The 17,934-nt window shown below is 72.1% G+C and carries 15 protein-coding genes; 2 read left to right on the top strand and 13 right to left on the bottom strand.

Annotation, left to right across the window (positions count from 1 at the left end):
* Positions 1-147 precede the first annotated feature (147 nt).
* Together ACFTXQ_RS20800 and ACFTXQ_RS20795 are read left to right on the top strand one after the other, a co-directional pair.
* A complete protein-coding gene (locus ACFTXQ_RS20800; protein WP_382642780.1) occupies positions 148-1,878 on the top strand; it encodes a cation acetate symporter in 1,731 nt (576 codons plus the stop codon).
* Complete coding sequence (locus ACFTXQ_RS20795) at positions 1,875-3,101, top strand: sensor histidine kinase (protein WP_382642778.1); 1,227 nt, start codon at positions 1,875-1,877, stop codon at positions 3,099-3,101. The genes ACFTXQ_RS20800 and ACFTXQ_RS20795 overlap by 4 nt, the downstream gene beginning before the upstream one ends.
* 82 nt (positions 3,102-3,183) lie before the next feature.
* Here the strand turns inward: ACFTXQ_RS20795 and ACFTXQ_RS20790 are convergent, their stop codons facing one another.
* The 13 genes from ACFTXQ_RS20790 to ACFTXQ_RS20730 form a co-directional block, all read right to left on the bottom strand.
* A complete protein-coding gene (locus tag ACFTXQ_RS20790; RefSeq protein ID WP_382642776.1) occupies positions 3,184-4,626 on the bottom strand; it encodes a GuaB1 family IMP dehydrogenase-related protein in 1,443 nt (480 codons plus the stop codon).
* Between the two features lie 145 nt (positions 4,627-4,771).
* Complete coding sequence (locus ACFTXQ_RS20785; RefSeq protein ID WP_382642775.1) at positions 4,772-5,911, bottom strand: XdhC family protein; 1,140 nt, start codon at positions 5,909-5,911, stop codon at positions 4,772-4,774.
* Positions 5,911-7,236, bottom strand: coding sequence for an IS701 family transposase (locus tag ACFTXQ_RS20780; protein WP_382642774.1), 1,326 nt, complete (start codon positions 7,234-7,236; stop codon positions 5,911-5,913). The genes ACFTXQ_RS20785 and ACFTXQ_RS20780 overlap by 1 nt, the downstream gene beginning before the upstream one ends.
* Positions 7,237-7,309: 73 nt before the next feature.
* Complete coding sequence (locus ACFTXQ_RS20775; RefSeq protein ID WP_382642772.1) at positions 7,310-7,957, bottom strand: TMEM175 family protein; 648 nt, start codon at positions 7,955-7,957, stop codon at positions 7,310-7,312.
* A 99-nt stretch (positions 7,958-8,056) separates the two neighbouring features.
* A complete protein-coding gene (locus ACFTXQ_RS20770; RefSeq protein WP_257557273.1) occupies positions 8,057-8,398 on the bottom strand; it encodes a nuclear transport factor 2 family protein in 342 nt (113 codons plus the stop codon).
* A gap of 16 nt (positions 8,399-8,414) precedes the next feature.
* Positions 8,415-9,953 carry an ATP-binding protein gene (locus tag ACFTXQ_RS20765; protein ID WP_382642770.1) on the bottom strand — a complete coding sequence of 513 codons (1,539 nt, stop codon included), beginning with the start codon at positions 9,951-9,953 and terminating at the stop codon, positions 8,415-8,417.
* Positions 9,950-11,206: an MFS transporter gene (locus ACFTXQ_RS20760; RefSeq protein ID WP_382642768.1), complete on the bottom strand. Its 1,257-nt coding sequence runs from the start codon at positions 11,204-11,206 to the stop codon at positions 9,950-9,952. Before ACFTXQ_RS20760 ends, ACFTXQ_RS20765 begins: the two co-directional genes overlap by 4 nt.
* Before the next feature lie 30 nt (positions 11,207-11,236).
* A complete protein-coding gene (locus ACFTXQ_RS20755) occupies positions 11,237-12,058 on the bottom strand; it encodes an FAD binding domain-containing protein (protein ID WP_382642766.1) in 822 nt (273 codons plus the stop codon).
* Positions 12,055-14,490 (bottom strand): xanthine dehydrogenase family protein molybdopterin-binding subunit, encoded by a 2,436-nt coding sequence (locus ACFTXQ_RS20750; RefSeq protein ID WP_382642764.1) that lies wholly within the window; start codon positions 14,488-14,490, stop codon positions 12,055-12,057. The genes ACFTXQ_RS20755 and ACFTXQ_RS20750 overlap by 4 nt, the downstream gene beginning before the upstream one ends.
* Before the next feature lie 4 nt (positions 14,491-14,494).
* On the bottom strand, positions 14,495-14,983 hold the full coding sequence (locus ACFTXQ_RS20745; RefSeq protein ID WP_382642762.1) for a (2Fe-2S)-binding protein: 489 nt from the start codon (positions 14,981-14,983) through the stop codon (positions 14,495-14,497).
* Positions 14,984-14,985: 2 nt separating this feature from the next.
* Positions 14,986-15,600 (bottom strand): NADPH-dependent F420 reductase, encoded by a 615-nt coding sequence (locus ACFTXQ_RS20740; protein WP_382642760.1) that lies wholly within the window; start codon positions 15,598-15,600, stop codon positions 14,986-14,988.
* Between the two features lie 41 nt (positions 15,601-15,641).
* Positions 15,642-17,126 carry an aldehyde dehydrogenase family protein gene (locus ACFTXQ_RS20735; protein ID WP_382642758.1) on the bottom strand — a complete coding sequence of 495 codons (1,485 nt, stop codon included), beginning with the start codon at positions 17,124-17,126 and terminating at the stop codon, positions 15,642-15,644.
* Between the two features lie 33 nt (positions 17,127-17,159).
* Positions 17,160-17,900: a type 1 glutamine amidotransferase domain-containing protein gene (locus ACFTXQ_RS20730; protein WP_382642756.1), complete on the bottom strand. Its 741-nt coding sequence runs from the start codon at positions 17,898-17,900 to the stop codon at positions 17,160-17,162.
* Between the last annotated feature and the right edge of the window lie 34 nt (positions 17,901-17,934).

Raw genomic sequence — 17,934 nt, 5'->3', positions numbered from 1 at the left:
GGAGACCGGGGGGACGGTGGAAGGGCGGGTAGGGGACCGCTCCGCGCAGCGGCACCCCGCCCACCGGGGCCGGGCCGGATCATGCCTGTCGCGGGTCCGCAGCCCTGCATAGACTCCCGTAACCCGCCCCCGTCCGAAGGACCCCCGGTGAACCAGACGTACGCGCTGACCGCGGTCGCCGTAGTCGTCCTCGCCACCGTCCTCGTCGGCGCCCTCGGCCTCCGCATATCCCGCACCACCTCCGACTTCTACGTCGCCTCCCGCACCGTCGGCCCCCGCCTCAACGCGGCCGCCATCAGCGGGGAGTACCTCTCCGCCGCCTCCTTCCTCGGAGTGGCCGGGCTGGTGCTGCTCCAGGGGCCCGAGATGCTCTGGTACCCGGTCGGCTACACCGCCGGATACCTCGTGCTGCTCGTGCTCGTCGCGGCCCCGCTGCGCCGCTCGGGGGCGTACACGCTGCCCGACTTCGCCGAGGCGCGCCTCGAGTCCCAGACGGTGCGCCGGATCGCGGTGCTGTTCGTGGTGGGGGTGGGCTGGCTGTACCTGCTGCCGCAGTTGCAGGGCGCGGGGCTGACGCTGGAGATCCTGACCGGGGCCCCGCACTGGGTGGGCGGGGTGGTCGTCGCCTCCGTGGTGGGCGCGGCCGTGGCCGCCGGCGGGATGCGCAGCATCACCTTCGTGCAGGCCTTCCAGTACTGGCTGAAGCTCACCGCCCTGCTCGTCCCCGCCTTCTTCCTCCTCGCCGCCTGGACCGGGGACGGTACGCCGCGGGCCGTCTTCGACGCCCCGGCGGTCTTCCGCGAGCACACGGCCGTCACGCTCGCCGAGGACGTCCGGATGTCGGTGGACGCGCCGCTGACGCTGACGGTGACCGGTCAGGTGGACGGTCGGACGTACGAGGCGGCCCCGCTGACCCTCGCCGCCGGGCAGCACTCCGTACGGGCCCGCGCGCGGCTGGAGTTCACCCCGGGTTCGGTGGTCCCGGAGACCCGGGCGGAGGCCGGGCTCAGTGCGTCCAGCTGGTCGCAGCCGCTGGCCGGGGACCGGCCCGAGTACCGGCTGTACGCGACGTACGGGCTGATCCTGGCCACCTTCCTCGGCACCATGGGGCTGCCGCACGTCGCCGTGCGCTTCTACACGAGCCCCAACGGGCGGGCCGCGCGGCGCACCACGCTGGTGGTGCTCGGGCTGGTCGGGGTCTTCTACCTGCTGCCGCCGGTGTACGGGGCGCTGGGCCGGATCTACGCCCCCGAGCTGGCGCTGACCGGCGACGCGGACGCGGCGGTGCTGGTGCTGCCGGAGCGGATGGTGGGCGGGCTGCTCGGGGAGCTGCTGGGGGCGCTGCTGGCCGGGGGTGCCTTCGCGGCGTTCCTGTCGACGGCGTCGGGGCTGACGATGGCGGTGGCCGGGGTGCTGCACCAGGACCTGCTGCCGGCGCGCGGGGTGCGCAGCTTCCGGTTCGCGGTGCTCCTGGCGGTGCTCGTGCCGCTGGCCGGGAGCGTGGCGGCCCGCGACGTGCCGGTGGCGGACGCGGTGGGGCTGGCGTTCGCCGTGTCGGCTTCGTCGTTCTGTCCGCTGCTGGTGCTGGGCATCTGGTGGCGCGGGCTGACCCCGCCGGGTGCGGTGGCCGGGCTGGTGACGGGCGGCGGGGCGGCGCTGAGCGCGGTGCTGGCGACGCGGGCCGGGCTGGCGCCGGCGGGCTGGGTGCACACGCTGCTGGCGTGGCCGGCGGCCTGGTCGGTGCCGCTGGGGTTCCTGACGATGGTGCTGGTGTCGCTGGGCACCCGGTCGCGGATCCCGGCCGGTACGGCGGCCACCCTGGCCCGGCTGCACCTGCCGGAGGACGTGGCCGGGGACCGGGCGGGGGGCGGCCGGTGACCGGGGCCGTGGTGGCGGTGCTGGCGGTCGCGGGTGCGGTGCTGCTGCTGGGCGCGGGCTGGGCGGCGGGCCGCCGGCACGCCCTGCGCGGGGAGCGGGCGGCCGGGCCTGATCTGGGGACGCCGGTGGAGCGGGCGACGTTCCACACCCTGCACACGGCTTCGCTGGCCGCTCCCCCGCTGCGGGCGGGGCTGACGGAGGACGCCGCGCGCAAGGCCGCCCGGCGGCTGCGGTCGCTGCTGGGCACGGAGGCGCTGTGCCTGACCGACCGGGAGTCGGTGCTGGCGTGGGACGGCCCGGGCGCCGACCACCACGAGCGGCGGGCGATGCAGCGGGTGGCGGTGATGCTGGAGTCGGGGCGCAGTCAGAGCGTGCGGACCGAGTGCCAGCGGCCGGAGTGTCCGCTGAAGTGGGCGGTGGTGGCGCCGCTGACGGGCGAGGACGGGATGCTGGGGGCGCTGGTCGCCTACGGGTCGCGGGAGTCGGCGGTGCTGGTGCGGGCCGCGACGGAGGTCGCGCGGTGGGTGTCCGTCCAGCTGGAGCTGTCCGAGCTGGACCGCTCGCGGACGCGGCTGATGGAGGCGGAGATCAAGGCGCTGCGGGCGCAGATCTCCCCGCATTTCATCTTCAACTCCCTGGCGGCGATCGCCTCGTTCGTGCGGACGGATCCGGAGCGGGCCCGGGACCTGCTGCTGGAGTTCGCGGACTTCACCCGGTACTCCTTCCGCCGGCACGGCGAGTTCACCACCCTCGCCGAGGAGTTGCGCTCCATCGAGCAGTATCTGGCACTGGCCGGGGCCCGGTTCGGGGACCGGCTGAAGGTGACCCTGCAGGTGGCTCCGGAGGTCCTGCCGGTGGCGCTGCCGTTCCTGTGCCTCCAGCCGCTGGTGGAGAACGCCGTCAAGCACGGCCTGGAGGACTCCACCGAGGAGTGCCGGATCACCATCACCGCGCAGGACGCCGGTCCGGAGGCGGTGATCACCGTCGAGGACAACGGGGTCGGGATGGATCCGGCCGTGCTGCGCCGGATCCTGGCCGGTGAGGGCGGCGGTTCCGCCTCCGGCATCGGGCTGCCCAACGTCGACGAGCGGATCCGGCAGGTGTACGGCGACGCGTACGGGCCGGTGATCGAGACGGGGGTGGGTGCGGGCATGAAGGTGACGGTGCGGATCCCGAAGTACCGTGCGGGCGTGCACAGCTCCCCGCCCGGCCGCCGCGGCTGAGGCCGGTGCGGCGGGGCCGGGAACGGCCGTGGCCCCGGCCGTCCGGTGGGGACGGGCGGGGCCACGGAAAAGCGGGAGGGGGTTAGCTCCAGCTGGCGTGCAGCGGCTTGCCTTCGGCGTAGCCCGCCGCCGACTGGACGCCCACGACGGCCTTCTCCTCGAACTCCGCCAGGGAGCCCGCACCCGCGTAGGTGCAAGAGGAGCGGACACCGGCGATGATCGAGTCGATCAGGTCCTCGACGCCCGGACGGGCCGGGTCCAGGAACATGCGCGAGGTGGAGATGCCCTCCTCGAACAGACCCTTGCGGGCCCGGTCGTAGGCGGACTCCTCCGACGTGCGGTTCTGGACCGCCCGCGCCGACGCCATGCCGAAGGACTCCTTGTAGAAGCGCCCGTCGGCGGACTGCTGGAGGTCGCCCGGGGACTCGTACGTCCCCGCGAACCAGGAGCCGATCATCACGTTGGCGGCACCGGCGGCCAGCGCCATCGCCACGTCACGCGGGTGGCGGACACCGCCGTCGGCCCACACGTGCTTGCCGTACTTCTTGGCCTCCGCCGCGCACTCCAGCACCGCGGAGAACTGCGGGCGGCCCACGCCGGTCATCATGCGGGTGGTGCACATGGCGCCGGGGCCCACACCGACCTTGATGATGTCCGCGCCGGCCTCGATCAGGTCGCGCACGCCCTCGGCGGCGACGATGTTGCCCGCGACGATCGGGACCTGCGGGTCCAGCGCGCGGACGGCCTTGATCGCGTTGATCATCGACTCCTGGTGGCCGTGGGCCGTGTCGATGACGAGCGTGTCCACGCCCGCGTCGAGCAGCTGCTTGGCCTTCTGCACGAAGTCGCCGTTGATGCCGACGGCCGCGGCGATGCGCAGCTTGCCGTTGGCGTCGGTGGCCGGGGTGTACAGGGTCGCGCGCAGCGCGCCCTTGCGGGTCAGGATGCCGACGAGCCGGCCGTCCTTGTCGACGGCGGGGGCCAGCTTGCGGTGGCCGGCGTCGAGCTGGTTGAAGGCCTCACGGGGGTCGATGTCGGCGTCGATGAGCAGGAGCTCCTTCGACATGACCTCGGAGAGCTGGGTGAAGCGGTCCACGCCGGTCAGGTCGTGGTCGGTGACCACGCCGATCGGGCGGTTGTCGGCGTCGACGACGACACCGGCGCCGTGGGCGCGCTTGGGCAGCAGGGACAGCGCGTCGGCGACGGTCTGGGTGGGCGCCAGCGTGATCGGGGTGTCGAGCACGAGGTGGCGGGTCTTCACCCAGGAGATGACGTCGGTGACGACCTCGATCGGGATGTCCTGGGGGATGACCACGATGCCGCCGCGGCGGGCGACGGTCTCGGCCATCCGGCGGCCCGCGATGGCGGTCATGTTCGCCACGACCAGCGGAATGGTGGTGCCGGTTCCGTCGGGCGACGAGAGGTCGACGCCCTGGCGGGAACCCACCGCGGAGCGGCTCGGCACCATGAACACATCGTCGTACGTCAGGTCGTACGGCGGCTTCAGGTCATTGAGGAAACGCACGTGCTGAACATCCCAGTCGATCGGAGGGGCCGGCCCTGCCCGTCAGGGCAAGCCGAGGAAACGCACGTACTTCATTCTCCCACGTCCCGGCGTTCACCACTCCCGGGCTGATCGTCCAGGACATACCGGGCCCTGTGGTCTGTTCCTACGGGACTTTGGTCCTGGTGCGGTGTACGGGGCCCGTGCGCCCGGTGAGGGGGAGCACCGATCCGCCGTACCGGACGGCCGTGAGTTCGGCGGCGATGGCCAGGGCGGTCTCCTCGGGGGTTGCGCCGCCCAGGTCGAGGCCGATCGGTGAGCGCAGCCGGTCGAGGGAGGCCTGCGGGACGCCTTCCTCGCGCAGCCGCCGGGCCCGGTCGGCGTGGGTGCGGCGCGATCCCATGGCTCCGACGTAGGCGAGCGGCAGCCGCAGGGCGAGTTCCAGCAGGGGTACGTCGAATTTGGCGTCGTGGGTGAGGACGCAGACGGCCGTACGGGCATCCAGGCGGCCGGCGTCCCATTCCGCGGCCAGGTGGCGGTGCGGCCAGTCGGCGATCACCTCGTGGGCGTCGGGGAAGCGGGCCGGGGTCGCGAAGACGGGCCGGGCGTCACACACGGTGACCCGGTGTCCCAGGAAGGCGCCGATCCGGGTGAGGGCGGCGGCGAAGTCGATGGCTCCGTAGACGATCAGCCGGGGCGGTTCGGCGGCCGATTCGACGAGCAGGGTCAGCGGCTCCCCGCACAGTCCGCCCGCGGCGCCGAGCTCGGCGGTGCCGGTGCGGCCGGCCAGCAGCAGGGCGCGTGCCCGTGCGGCGGCGGCCCGGTCGAGGGCGGCCCCGCCGCCGAGGCCGCCTTCGTGGGTTCCGTCGGCGTGGACGGCGAGCGCGCGGCCGAGCCGGTGCGGCGGGCCGCAGACCACCCGGGCCAGCGCGACCCGCGTCCCGTGGGCGGCGGCGTCGAGCACGGAGCCGATGACGGGCCGTACGGGGTCGTGCCCGCGGACCGGGGTGACCAGGACGTCGAGGACTCCCCCGCAGGTCAGGCCGACGGCGAAGGCGTCGTCGTCGCTGTAGCCGAAGCGGTGCACGCCGCCCTTGCCGGATTCGATGGCGTCGAGGCAGAGCTCGTGCACGGCGGATTCGACGCAGCCCCCGGAGAGGGAGCCGAGGGCGGTGCCCCGGTCGTCGACGGCCAGGGAGGCACCGGGTCCGCGCGGGGCGCTGCCGCTGACGGCGACGACGGTGGCCAGGGCGAAGTCGCGCTGCGCGGCGTACCAGGCACGCAGTCCGTCGGTGATGTCGAGCATCAGCGGATGTACTCGCGGCGCGTGGCCTGCCCGGGGATGAGGGGCCGGGGCGGCAGCGCGGCCGGGGTGGGGGGCCGTGCTGTGGGGAGCCGGGTCGCGCCGGGCGGGGCGGCGGCCTGCCGGGTGGCGGCGGACCGGGCGGCTCCGGCGTATCCCTCGGGGGTGCGGCTGCGGGCGCCGAGGAGTTTCGCGGCGTGGGCGACGCTGGCGAGGGTGGCGTGGTGGTGCCAGCCGCGGAATGAGCGGCCTTCGAAATCGCGGATGCCGACGGGTTCGCAGGTCTCGGTGAAGTCGAGGGAGACGCGGTCGGTGAGTTTGGCGAGCAGGAAGAGCTGGGCGAGGGGACGGTCGCCGATGTTGGTGATCCAGAACTCGGAGGGCAGCAGGGCTGCCTCGGTCCAGGCGCCGACGAGCAGCAGTGGCGGGGACGGGGCGGGCAGGGGCCGGTCTTCGCTGGGGGTGGCGAGGATGGAGGCCGAGGTCAGCAGGGTCACGGCGCCCTCGGCGCGGCCGTGGCGGGTCCATTCGACGACGCGGCGCTGGGAGCGCAGGGAGTCGATGAGTTCGCGGGCGGGCGCGGTGTGCGGCCCTGGTTTGTGGCGGCCGGCGCCGCCGAAGGAGACGGGCAGTGAGCCGTCGACCTTGAAGACGAAGGGGATGTCCTGGAGGGCGAAGGATTCGACGCTCTGCGGCAGGTCGGAGTTGGCGACCTCCATCACCACGGGCCGGCGCTGGAGTTGCCAGGTGGCGGCCATCCGCTGGACGGCGTGTACGGCGTCCTGGGCGGGGGTGAGGGAGCGGGCGGTGTCGGGGATGCCGGCGCGGCGGCGGCGCAGGAGTTCGCTGGTCCAGGGCCCGGGGAGGGTGAGGGTCCATTCGACCGGGAAGCTGGCCTCGCTGGAGGCGAGCCAGATGCCGCTGGCCTGCTGGCAGTTGGCGGTGCGTCCGAGCTGGGGGACGAACTGCCGGCCGACGCCGACCGAGCGGTCGCCGGCCTTCTCTATGACCATGGGCTGGAGCACCCAGGCCAGGGGGCGCTGGGCGGTGCGTTCGAGGTGCTGGGCGAGGGAGCGGCGGACCGGGGTCCAGTCCCAGGGGGACTTGCTGATGAACTGCTGGAGGCTCTGCTCTACGGAACTGGCCCCTGTTCCGGCGATGTTACGGATTGTTTTCTTCCCGTTGGTCCGCACCAGGCCGTTCAGATAAACGCGGGCCCAGTTTCGCTGGTCCCGCCGGGGTAATGATTCGAAAAGGAGCGAGATCAGGACGTCGATCAATTCGGAGACTTCCTTGGTGGAATCCTCCGGCAGGACTACGCGAGCCATCTGGTGCCTCCCCCGCGACCAGCTAGATCCAATACCCTACTTGACCGCGGAGAACGGCCGTAGGCCCCGGCGGCTACTTCCTGAGGTCGCTGGCAGAATCGAGCCGCTCTTCCTCTATCACGAGGGGGATGGGGATCTGGTTCGCCGCATAGTAGAGCGCGATCAGGAAGTGCGCGACAAGGGTGAGCGTCGCCGAGTAGAAGGCCAGGCCCACGGTGAGGGGGTAGGCGATTGCGCCGAGGCCGAAACGCACCCGGGTGGCCCGGGCCCCTTCCTTGTCGACCTGCTCGTGGAAGAGGTGGCCGAGGCGGGTGACGTACCACCAGAAGGCCAGGAACGCCAAGGCGTAGGCCACGGTGACGGCACTGTAGAGGACCGCGGCCGCGTTGGCGGAACCGCCTTCCTCCACGAGGTGCTCGGCGAGGACGTTGGTGGTGTACGGCACCACCGACACCACCATCAGTACCAGGAGATTCAGGAACAACAGCGGGCGGTCGACCCGCTTGATGTTGCTGAAGATGGTGTGGTGGTTCACCCACATCACACCGATGATGAGGAAACTCACGACATAGGCGGCGTAATGGGGCCACTGTTCCCGGACACCGTGCCAGAAATCCGATCCCGTTTCCTCCGGAACCTTCAATTCCAGAACGAGGATGGTGATGATGACGGCGAATACACCATCGCTGAATGCCTCGACCCGCCCGGTTTCGCTTTCCATGACCTCCCCTTCACCACGTCTTGCATATATCTACAACGTGCCACGCATACGGGGAGGGCGGACCCGCCCTCCCCGCACACGCTACCCAGATTTCGGCGGTCAGCCGCCGAAGCCGGCCGTTTGCCGCCAGATCCGGCCATCGCGGACGACAAGTGTCCCGAACGCGTGCTCCGGTTCGCCGTTCAGGTTCATGATCGCGCGGTAGAAGATGGTGTCGTCGGTCTCGATGTACTCCTGGAGTTCGACGAGGGTGGGCTTGACGGTGAGATAGCCGGTGAACGTCTCGCGAACGGCGTCGATACCGACCGAGACCCCCTCGAAGCGCAACAGCACCGCGTCGTCGGTGTAGTTCTTCATCACCGCCTCGATGTCCAGGGCCGCCAGGGCTTCCATCTGGCGGACGAACACCGGGTGCAGCTTGGAGATGTCGTACTTGGCCATGTCGACTCCCATTCGTTCAACTGGTGGAGGAACCGGTGGAGGTGGGTGCTTCGGCAGCTGTGCCGGCAGGGGTATCGGCAGGTGAGGCGCACGCCGGGGAACTGCCGGCCCCGCCTTGGGCGAAGGGCAGCCGGACGACCATCCGGGTCTCCCCCGGGCGCGAGCGGGCCGTGATCGACCCGTGGTGCCGCTGGGTCACGATGCGGTAGCTGAGGTGCAGCCCGAGGCCCGTGCCCTTGCCGACGTCCTTGGTGGTGTAGAAGGGTTCGAAGATGCGCGGCAGGGAGTCCTCCGGGATGCCGCGGCCGGTGTCGGTGATCTCCACGACCATGCAGGCGCCTTCGGCGCGGGCGCGCAGCGTGAGGACGCCGGAGCCCTCCATCGCCTCGGCGGCGTTGTCGACCAGGTTGGTCCACACCTGGTTCAGCTCGCTCGGATAGCCCGTCAGTTCGGGCAGGCCGGGTTCGTACGCACGCACGATGCTGATCCCGGTCAGCTTGGAACGCAGTACGACCAGCGTGTTCTCCATTCCGTCGGTCACCGCGAAGCGCTGTTCGGGGGCCCGGTCGAGATTGGCGTAATCCCGGGTGGCGGAGACGAGCTGGGAGATGCGCGGGCCGGCGGCCCGCAGCTCGGCGGCGAGCGACCGGATCTCCAGGAGCGCCGCCAGGTGGTCCAGGGCGGCTGCGAGGGCCGGCTCGCCGACGCCCTCCAGCCGCTCCAGCAGCCAGCCCAGCTCCAGCCCGAGGTCGGAGACGCCCGACCCGAGCAGCCCGGGCCGTTCGGCGCCGGCCTCCTCGGCCCAGTCGGTGATCTCCTCCTCGGCGTCGGCCTGGGCGAGCGGGTCGGTGCTCGCCGGCGGCGGCAGCTTGTCCAGTTCGTCGGCGAGCCGGTCGAAGACGGAGCGTTCGGCGCCGCCGGCGGCGGCTCCCCACGCCTGGGCGGTGCGGGTGAGCCGGTCCAGGGCGGGGGCCAGTTCCTGCGCGGCCCGGGCCACGGCGGCCGCCGGGTTGTTGAGCTCGTGGGCCAGCCCGGCGGCCAGGGTGCCGAGCGCCTCCACGGTGGCCCGCTTGCGGGCCTGCACCTCGGAGGACTTGATCCGCCAGGCCAGTACGGGGATCAGTACGGCGGCCACCCCGTGGCAGCGGGTGAGCATCTCGAAGAACACCGGCTTCGGATAGGCGACGACGGTGGTCGACGGCCCGCTCGCGGCCGCGGTGGCCACGTAGGCGCCCTCGGTCAGCAGCGGCAGTTCACCGGTGAACCGGTGGGCGGCCGAGGGTTTCCCGTCGTGGTCCTCGGCGGCGACGCCCTCCTCCTCGGTGGAGTGCCGGGTCAGGACCTCCTCCCGCCCGTCGACGACCTTGGTGACGACCAGCCCGCCCGAGAGCAGGACGTGGAAGCCGGTGGCCTCCTCGCCGTCCCGGAAGAGGACCTCCCCGTCGGCCAGGACCCGGGGCTCGGAGACGGAGACCAGCCAGTCCAGCTGTTCCTCGCTGATCCCGGCGAAGATCTCCAGCCCGCGCAGCGCGGACCTCAGTTCCGGCGCGTTCACGCGGCGCTCCCCTCGGCCCGGGTGCGGGCGGCCAGCCGCAGGGTCACCAGCAGGGCCAGCGCGCACACTCCGGCGACGGCGGCCATGAAGCCGACCGAGGTGCGGTGCAGCCCGTGGATGTTGGTCAGCATGCCGGCGAGGACCGCCGGGACGCTCATCGCCAGGTACGCGAAGACGTAGACGGCGGCAGTCAGTTCGCCGCGGTGCGCCGGATCGGCGAGCCCGCTCAGCGCCCGGAACGAGCCGAGGAACGCGGCGCCCCAGCCGCTGCCCAGCACGGCGGTGGCCACCAGGAACACGGCGGCCGAGCCGAGGCCCAGCGCCAGCAGGACCAGGCCGAGCCCGGCGAGCAGCCCCAGCAGCCCGAGGACGGCGGTGCGCAGGGCCTCGGTGCGGCCGAGCATCAGCTGGGCGGCGGTCGCGGCCCCGGCGAGGAGGGCGACCGTGGCCCCGCCGACGAGGTAGTTGGTGGACCGGAGCAGGGAGAGGGCCAGGTGCGGGCCCAGGGAGAGGTAGAAGCCGCCCACCGACCAGACGGCGACGATGGTCAGGACGAGGACGGCGAAGCGGCCGCGGGCGCCGGCGGGCACGTGGATCCGGTGCGGGACCACCCGGAAGCGGCCGCCCGCGCCGGGTGCGCTCTCCCGCATCCGGACCACGCCCACCAGGGTCACGGCGAAGGCCCCGACCAGCAGCAGGTAGCTGAGGACGGTCGGCGCGGGCGCGTACTGGACGAGCAGACCGGCCCCGATGCCGCCGAGCCCGATCCCCACGGTCGGCCCGGCGCTGTTGACCTGGGCGCCGAGCGCGGGCCGGGTGCGCGGGGCGAGTTCCAGGAGGGCCGCGCCCATGGCTCCGGTGGCCAGGCCCACGGCGAGTCCCTGGACGGCGCGGGCGGCGAGGAGCAGCCCGAGCCCCTGGGCCCCGGCGAACAGGCCCATGGAGACGATCGCCAGGACCAGCCCGGCACCCAGGACCGGGCGCCGGCCCAGGGTGTCGGACAGGGATCCGAACAGCAGGAGCCCGGCGAGCACGGTGACGGCGTACAGGGCGAAGACCACCGTGATGATGCCGGAGGACAGCCCCCATCTCTCCTGGTAGAGCACGTAGAGGGCGGAGGGCACGGAGGAGGAGAGCATCAGCAGGACAAGGACCGCGCCCACCACCCAGAAGCCGGAACCTCTGGGCGCACTGGCCGCTGTGGCGGCTGGGTGCACGGTGACTCCTGTGGTCGTCTTGGATGTGTCGGCCACTGCTTAACTCAACTCCCCCGTGGTGGACGGTCAGGCGAGGGCCTGGGCCCTCGCCAGCGCGCGGGCGGTGAGCACCCCCGCGAGATGGCCGAGGTACTCGGCCGAGGTGCCGCGCCCGGGGACGAACAGCTCCCGGGGCTCGCCGCGGAAGGCCGCGAGCACGGCGTCGGTGGTGTACGGGCCCCCGCGCAGCCGGTCCTCGACCCCGCGCAACCGCAGCGGGCGGGCGGTGGCGCCGGTGACGGCGATGCGCGGCCCGTCGGACGTGATGCGTACGGCGGTGGCGCACACCGGGTAGCGGGTGGCCCGGTCGGCGGTCTTCTCGAAGGCGCCGGCCGGTCCGGCGGCGGGCGCCAGCAGCGCGGTGAGCACGGCTCCGGCCGGCACGCCGGAGACCGCGAGCTCCTCCGCCGGTACGGTGCTCCGCCCGCCGGGGCCGGCCAGTTCGGCCACCGCGCCGGCGGCGATCGCGGCGACCGGCAGGTCGGTGGCGCGCCCGCCGGCGGCGAGGTTGCCGCCGACGGTGCCGAGGTTGCGGACCTGGGGGTCCCCGTTGGCGCGGGCGGCCGCGGCCAGCTCCGGCGCCCGGGCGAGGACCAGCGGGTCGGCGGCGAGCTCGGCGAGCGTGGTGAGCGCGCCGATCCGGATACCGTCGGCGGTGCTGCCGATGCCCCGCAGCTCCTCCAGGCGGCGTACGTCGACCAGCAGGTCCGCCCGGTCGTCGCCGGCCCGCAGGGCGGGCAGCAGGGACTGCCCCCCGGCGAGGACCCGGGCGCCGCGCGTCCCGGAGAGCAGGGTGAGCGCCTCGTCGAGGCCGACGGGCCGGACGTACTCGAACTCGGTGAGGATCACTGCGCTTCTCCTCGCAGGCGGCGCCAGACCTTCTCGGGCGTGAGCGGCATGTCGATGTGCTGCACGCCCAGGTCGGACAGGGCGTCGACGACGGCGTTGACGACCGCCGCGGCGGGCGGGACGGTGGCGATCTCGCCGGCGCCCTTGGCGCCGAGCGGGTTGTGCGGGGACGGCGTGACGGTCTTGTCGAGCGCGAAGAACGGCACGTCGGCGGCGCGCGGCAGGGCGTAGGTGGTGAGGTCGGAGGTGACGAGCAGTCCGTTCTCGTCGTATTCGGCGGCCTCCATCAGCGCCTGGCCGAGGCCGTGCACGATGCTGCCCTCGATCTGGCCGAGGACCACCTTCGGGTTGCCGATGTTCCCCGCGTCGTCGACGGCGGTGTAGGCCACCACCTCGGTCTCGCCGGTGAGTTCGTCGATCTCGACGACGGCGACGTGCGTGCCGAACGGGTAGTTGAAGTCCGGCGGGTCGAAGTGGGTGGTCTCGTCGAGGGCGGGCTCGATCTCCGGTGGCAGGCCCCAGCCGTACCACATGCCCATCGCGAGCTCGGCGAAGGTCTTTGCGTTCTCCTCGTTGCCCGCCTCGAAGGCCTTGCCGCCGGAGTAGACGACCTTGTCCTCGGGGACGTTCAGGAAGACGGCGGCGGCCTTCACCAGCTTGGCCTTGAGCTTGCGGGCGGTGAGGGCGACGGCCGGCGCGGCCATGCTGTAGGAGCGCGAACCGTAGGTGCCCTGCCCGTAGGGGGCCTTGAGGGTGTCGCCCTCGTAGACCTGGACCTGGGCCGGGTCGATGCCCAGCTCGTCGGCGGCGACCTGCGCGAAGACGGTGCCGTGGCTCTGGCCGGTGGAGGCGGAGCCGACGGTGACGGTGACCTCGCCGGTCGGGTGGACGCGGATGTTGGCGCTCTCCCACGTGCCGCCGAGCATGCCCTCCTGCGACATCCGGGTGGAGGGGCCGACCCCGCAGATCGCCACGTAGGTGGCGAGGCCGACGCCGAGCCGCTTGCCGCGGGTGCGGGCCTCCGCCTTGCGGGCGGGCATGTCGGCGTAGCCGGACAGCTCGATGGCCTTGTCGAAGTTCAGCTGGTAGTTCCCGGAGTCGTAGGTCCAGCCCAGACCGTTGTCGTACGGGAACTTCTCCTTCGGCACCAGGTTCTTGCGCCGCACCGCCGCCGGGTCCATGCCGATCTCGGAGGCGTACCGGTCGACCAGGCGCTCCATGAGGAAGGCGGCCTCGGCGCGCCCGCTGCCGCGCTGGGCGCCGAGCGAGACGGTGTTGGTGAAGGCGGCGTAGACCTCGCAGAAGGCGGCGTCGATGTCGTACATGCCGCTGATGGAGCGGCCCATCAGGGCGGTGGCGACACCGGGGCCGATCGTCGAGGGGTAGGCGCCGAGGTTGGCGTAGCTGGTGGCGCGCACGGCGGTGATGCGGCCGTCGCGGGTGCCGGCGAGGGTGACGTGCTGGCGGTGGTCGCGGCCCTGGACGGTGGAGTTCATCAGCCCGGTGCGGGTGTCCACCCATTTCACGGGCCGGTTCAGCGCCTTGGAGAGCAGCAGGACCAGCGCCATGTCGGGGTACAGGTAGCCCTTGGTGCCGAAGCTGCCGCCGACGGTCGGGGCGATCACCCGGAGTTTGTTGAAGGGGATGCCGAGGACCAGTGCGGAGAGCAGGAAGCGGTGGTTGTGCGGGCCCTGCGTGGAGGCGTAGAGGGTGTACTCGCCGGTGGCCGCGTTGTAGTCGCCGACCGCGCCGCGGGGCTCGATGGGGCTGTTGATGGTGCGCTGGTTGACCAGGTCCAGCTCCACGGTCACTTCCGCCTCGGCGATGGCCGCGTCGGTGCGGTCCTTGTCGCCGCAGGTCCAGTACGCGTTCAGGTTGCCGGGGACGGCCTCGTGCAGCTGGGGCGCGCCGTCGGCGAGCGCCTCGTCGGCCCGGGTGACCACGGGCAGCGGCTCGTACTCGACGGCGATGGCGGCCAGCGCGGCGGCGGCCTGGCGCGGGGTCTCGGCGACGACCACGGCGATGGGGTCGCCGACGTGCCGGACGGCGTCGCCGGTCAGGACCGGGCGTGCGCCGGGAAGTCCGTAGGGGTGGGGCGGGAAGTGGCTCTCGACCCCGCCGGGGATCCAGATGCAGGGCAGCGGCATGACGTCGGCGAAGTCGGCGGCGGTGGCCACCTTCAGGACGCCGGGCATCTGCTGCGCGGCCTTGGTCTCGATGGAGAGGATCTTCGCGTGGGCGACCGGGCTGCCCAGGATCGCCATGTGGGCGGTGCCGGGCAGGTCGATGTCGGCGACGTACGTGGCCTCGCCGCGCAGGAGCTGCGGGTCCTCGCGGCTGTCGAGCGGCTGCCCCAGCACGGTGTGCTCGGGTTCGGGTGTGGGTGCGGCTTCCTGCGGCTGCGCGGTCTGCTCCCCCGTCACTGCGGTCATGTCCTCACGCCTCCTGTCTCGCCGTGTCGGTGGGCTGCTGCGCCGCGGGGGCGCAGGCGCGCTGCACTCCCCGTACGACGCTGTGGTAGCCGGTGCAGCGGCACAGGTTGCCGGTGAGCCACTCGCGGATCTCGGGCTCGGTGGGTGCCTCGCCGCCGGCGGTGGAGTCGACGAGCTCACCGAGGGCCATGACCATGCCCGGGGTGCAGAACCCGCACTGGGTGCCGTGTTCCTGGCGCAGGGCCTCCTGGAGGCCGGAGAGTTCGCCGCCCGCGGTGGTGACGCCCTCGATGGTGGCCACTTCGGAGCCCGCGGCCGCGGCGGTGAGGATCAGGCAGCTCTTCACGGAGCGGCCGTCGAGGCGGACGACGCAGGAGCCGCACTGGCCGGTGTCGCAGCCGACTTTGGTGCCGGTGAGACCGAGGCCTTCGCGGAGCCGTTCCACGAGCAGTTCGTTCGGCTGCGCCGAGAACCGTTCGGGTCTTCCGTTCACGTTCAGTGTGATATCCATGCCAGCGCCTGCGCTTCCGTGAGCGGCCGGTTGAAGAGGGGCCCGCCGGGCTGCTGGAGAATTCCCCCGGAGTGCAGCGGGCCGGTGTCGACGGGTGCGAATCCCAGATCCGTGATGATTCCCGCGACGATTTCCTTCGATTTCCCGTCGTCGCCGGCCGTGAAATGCGCCAGGCGCTCACCGGTCGCAGTTCCGGCGACGGCGAGGGTTTCGAAGTGCATGGTGTTCAGGGATTTCACGACCTGGGCGCCGGGATACCACTCGGCGACCAGATCGCTGGAGCCTCGCCCGCCAAGATCGGCGGGGGCCCCGGCGCCGGCGAACGCGTTCGTGGCGTCCACCAGCACCTTGTCCTGTACGACGTGCGGTGGCAGGAGCCCCCGCACGCTCGGGAAGGGCACCATCAGCACCAGCAGGTCGGCCCGGCCGGCCGCCTCGGCGGGGTGCGCCGCCGAGGCGGCCGGTCCCAGTTCGGCCACGAGCGGGCCGATGGTCTGCGGGCCCCGTGCGTTGGCGAGCACGACCTCGTGGCCTGCCGCCACGAGGATCCGGGCGAGGACCGTGCCGATCCGCCCGGTGCCGATGATGCCTGTCCGCATTGACGCTCCTCGGGAAAGGGGGGTCTCGAGCCGTGCCGGTCTCAGTCCATGCCGATCCAGACCGACTTGGTCTGGGTGTAGCTCTCGAGGGACTCGGGCCCGCACTCGCGGCCGTAGCCGGAGGCCTTGTAGCCGCCGTAGGGCACGGAGGGGTCGTACTGGTTGTAGCAGTTGACCCAGACGGTGCCGGCCTTGATCTGCGAGGCGACGCGGTGGGCGCGCCGCAGGTCCTTGGTGTGGACGCCGGCGGCGAGGCCGTACGCGCTGTCGTTGGCGATGCGCACGGCGTCCTCCTCGGTGTCGAAGGGGATGATCGACAGGACGGGTCCGAAGATCTCCTCCTGGGCGATCCGCATCCCGTTGTCGACGCCGGTGAAGACGGTCGGCAGGAAGTACAGGCCCTGGCTGGAGGCGCCCTCGGGGGTCCAGCCGGTGCCGCCGGTGCGCAGGACGGCGCCTTCCTTCTCGCCGATCTCGATGTACGAGCTGACCTTGTCGAACTGGCCGCGGTGGGCCAGCGGCCCGAACAGCGTGGCCGGGTCGCGCGGGTCGCCGGGCTTGAGGGCGGAGGCCCGGCGGACGAGGCGTTCGACGAGTTCGTCGTGGATGGGGCGCTGGAGCAGCAGGCGGGAGCCGGCGGTGCAGATCTCGCCCTTGTTGTAGTAGATGCCGAAGAAGGCGAGTTCCTCGGCGGCGTCGAGGTCGGCGTCGGCGAAGACGATGTTGGCGGACTTGCCGCCGAGTTCCATCGTCACCTTCTTCAGGGTGCCGGCCGCCTTGCGGATGATGGACTGGCCGACGACGGTGGAGCCGGTGAAGGCGATCTTGTCGATGTCGGGGTGGTCGGTGAGGGTCTCCCCCAGTTCCACGCCGGGACCGGTGATCACGTTCAGTACGCCGTCCGGGATCTCCGCCTCCTGGAAGAGCTCGGCGATCTTCAGTGCCGTGAGCGGGGTGGCCGGGGAGGGCTTGTGGACCACGGTGTTGCCCGCCGCGAGCGCCGGCGCGATCTTCGTCATCGACAGCAGCAGCGGGAAGTTGAACGGGGTGATGGCGCAGACCACGCCGAGCGGTTCGCGCAGGGTGTAGGCGAGTTGTCCGCCGGCCGGGGCCCGCGAGGAGCCGTCGACGCGGGTCACGGCGCCGGCGTAGTAGTGCATGAGCTGGGCGGCCATGGGGGCGTCGACCGTGCTGGAGAACGCGAACGGCTTGCCCATGTCCACGGTCTCCAGCAGGGCGATCTCCTCCAGGTCGCGCTCGATGAGCTCACCGACCCGGTTCAGCCGCAGCGCGCGCTCCTGCGCGGACAGTCTGCTCCACGGACCTTCCTCGTACGCCTTGCGGGCGGCGGCGACGGCCGCGTCCGCGTCGGCGGCGGTGGCCTGGGCCACCGGCACGATCTCCTGGCCGTCCACGGGGCTGATGTCGGGTTCGGTCCGGCCGTCCTGGGCCGAGACCCACTTGCCGCCGATGAACAGCTTCCCGGGGTTGGCCAAGGGCTGGTCGCTGAGCACGCGCTTGGACATGGCTGCCTTCCGGTGTCGGATGCGGGGGCGGTACTAGCCCTTCGCGAGCTGCGTTAAGAACGTCTCCGCGAGGGCCTTGGAGGAGTACGGGTTCTGGCCGGTGGTCAGCTTGCGGTCCACGACCACGTGCGAGTCCCAGATCGCTTCGGCCTTCTCGTAGCGGGCGCCGAGGCGGGTGAGTTCGACCTCGAGGATCAGCGGGAGCCGGCCGGCCATGTTGGTGACCAGTTCCTCGCTGTGCGAGAAGGCCGTCATCCGGTAGCCCTCGAAGGGCCAGCGGCCTTCGCCGTCGCGCAGGGCGAGGAGCGAGGTGTGGCCGTGGCAGACGGTGGCGAGCGGCTTGTCCTGGGCGATGACCCAGCGCAGGATCTGGGCGAGTTCGTCGGACTTCGGCAGGTCGCCGATGGCGCCGTGGCCGCCGCTGACGTAGACGCCGTCGTAGTCGGCGATGTCCTTCTCGGTCAGTGTTTCGAGGGCGATCGGGGACGCCAGCTGCGGGGTGCTCCCGATGACCCGGACGTACTCGGCGGCGTTGGCCGCGTCCTCGTCCGGCGAGCCCTGCGGGCGGACCCACTGGAGGAACTGGGGGTCGATGCTCGTCTGGTCGACCGTGGGCGCCTTGCCGCCGATCGTCGCCACGTCCACGCTGTGGCCGGCGGCCTTGAACAACTGGTAGGGAACGACGAATTCCTCGGCCCAGAATCCCGAGGGGTGCTGTTCGCCGTCCAGCAGATGGAGCGTGGCCTTGGCCGTCATGACGACGAGAATCTTCATGATTCTCTCCTTGTTCTGGATTCGCTGCCGATTC

Origin of the sequence: Streptomyces sp. NPDC057010, assembly GCF_042673805.1 — a bacterium.
Classification (GTDB): domain Bacteria; phylum Actinomycetota; class Actinomycetes; order Streptomycetales; family Streptomycetaceae; genus Streptomyces.
This window is presented reverse-complemented; position numbering and strand designations above follow the sequence as displayed.

What these genes read in the sequence shown, in the direction of transcription:
- ACFTXQ_RS20785 (WP_382642775.1), bottom strand. Translation starts at nt 5,911, where the DNA reads ATGCTCGACATCACCGACGGACTGCGTGCCTGGTACGCCGCGCAGCGC.
- ACFTXQ_RS20780 (WP_382642774.1), bottom strand. Translation starts at nt 7,236, where the DNA reads ATGGCTCGCGTAGTCCTGCCGGAGGATTCCACCAAGGAAGTCTCCGAA.
- ACFTXQ_RS20775 (WP_382642772.1), bottom strand. Translation starts at nt 7,957, where the DNA reads ATGGAAAGCGAAACCGGGCGGGTCGAGGCATTCAGCGATGGTGTATTC.
- ACFTXQ_RS20770 (WP_257557273.1), bottom strand. Translation starts at nt 8,398, where the DNA reads ATGGCCAAGTACGACATCTCCAAGCTGCACCCGGTGTTCGTCCGCCAG.
- ACFTXQ_RS20750 (WP_382642764.1), bottom strand. Translation starts at nt 14,490, where the DNA reads ATGACCGCAGTGACGGGGGAGCAGACCGCGCAGCCGCAGGAAGCCGCA.
- ACFTXQ_RS20740 (WP_382642760.1), bottom strand. Translation starts at nt 15,600, where the DNA reads ATGCGGACAGGCATCATCGGCACCGGGCGGATCGGCACGGTCCTCGCC.
- ACFTXQ_RS20735 (WP_382642758.1), bottom strand. Translation starts at nt 17,126, where the DNA reads ATGTCCAAGCGCGTGCTCAGCGACCAGCCCTTGGCCAACCCCGGGAAG.
- ACFTXQ_RS20730 (WP_382642756.1), bottom strand. Translation starts at nt 17,900, where the DNA reads ATGAAGATTCTCGTCGTCATGACGGCCAAGGCCACGCTCCATCTGCTG.